This is a genomic window from Desulfurellaceae bacterium, assembly GCA_021296095.1.
Lineage (GTDB): Bacteria > Desulfobacterota > Binatia > Bin18 > Bin18 > JAAXHF01.
Map to the genome: position 1 here is coordinate 15,835 of JAGWBB010000088.1, position 1,231 is coordinate 17,065.

The window sequence follows — 1,231 nt, forward strand, 5'->3', positions numbered from 1 at the left end:
CGGCCTTCGGTATCGACCTCTTCGAAGACGCTGGACTGTTCGAGCAGCTGACGTTCCAGGTCGTAGCGGCGGGCTTCCCAGCTGATTACTTGCCGTCCGGTATGCGGGTGCTGGAAGATGCGATCTTTCTTCACCACCGGCCCCAGCGGCCCGCTATGAGCGGCCAGGGTTTCGATATCCGGATCGAAGATGTCCAGGATGAGACGGCCGCGCGGGACCAGATGGCGGTGGATACAGGCCAGGGTCCGGCGTTGGTCCTTGAGGGTCAGCAGGTGCAGAAAAGCGCGGTACGGAACGGTAATGAGTTGCAGCGTCGCGTCAAGTTGGAAATCGCGCATGTCGGCGTGTTTGAGGCTCACCCGGCTGCGGACGCTGGGAGGCAGGGCGGCGAGTTTCTGCTCGGCCAGGGCCAGCATGGCCGGGGCGCGGTCGAGGCCGATGATTGGGACGCCGGCCTGGGCGGTGGGAACCAGAATGCGGCCCGTCCCACAGCCCAGCTCCAGGATGCCCGAGCCGGCCTGTTTTGCCTCCTCAACATAGAAGGCGATGTCGCCCTCAAGACCGCTGGCGTGGTGATCGTACAGGAGGGCGTCGAACTGGTCATACTCGGTCATGGAACGGCTGGGGACCGGACTCGGGCCTCGGCTCACCACGCCCGCTGAGCCAGCTCGACGACCAGCCGCAGCTTCTGCTCCTGAAGCTCGAGGCTGATGGGATTGCCCTGGGCGACTGAGGCAAAGCCGCACTGGGTGGAGATGGCCAGCTGCTGGTGGGGAAAGTGCTGGCCGGCCTGCTGAATACGCGCGAGCACACCGTCCAGCGGCTCCAGGCTGTTGGCCTTGGTCGACACCAGACCCAGGACGACGGTTTTGTCCTGCGGAATGTCGGCCAAGGCGTCAAAAGACCCCGAGCGCCAGTCGTCGTATTCCAGCAGGATGATGTCGTAGCCGGTGGCCTGCAGAAAGACTTGTTTGGAGATGGCCTCATAGCCACCCTGACTCATCCAGTGGCCGGCGTTGTTGCCCCGGCACATGTGGAGTCCGAAGGTCACACCGGGGGTGTCGGCAATGGCATTGAGCATGGCCACGCCTTCCCCCAGCATCCGTTCGGTCGAAACGCCACGCGCCTCATAGGTCTGCTGGCGCTGGCCCTCATCGACCAGCGTGGCCAGCTCGGGCGCATCAATCTGGATATACTGGCAGCCCAGGTCGGCCAGTTCGCGGATTTCCTG

The 1,231-nt window shown here is 64.1% G+C and carries 2 protein-coding genes; both read right to left on the reverse strand.

Annotated elements, in window-relative coordinates; genetic code table 11:
• A partial coding sequence (locus J4F42_17915) for a class I SAM-dependent methyltransferase (GenBank protein MCE2487395.1) occupies positions 1 to 614 on the reverse strand: 614 nt, incomplete at its 3' end.
• A 32-nt stretch (positions 615 to 646) separates the two neighbouring features.
• A partial coding sequence (locus J4F42_17920) for a hypothetical protein (protein ID MCE2487396.1) occupies positions 647 to 1,231 on the reverse strand: 585 nt, incomplete at its 5' end.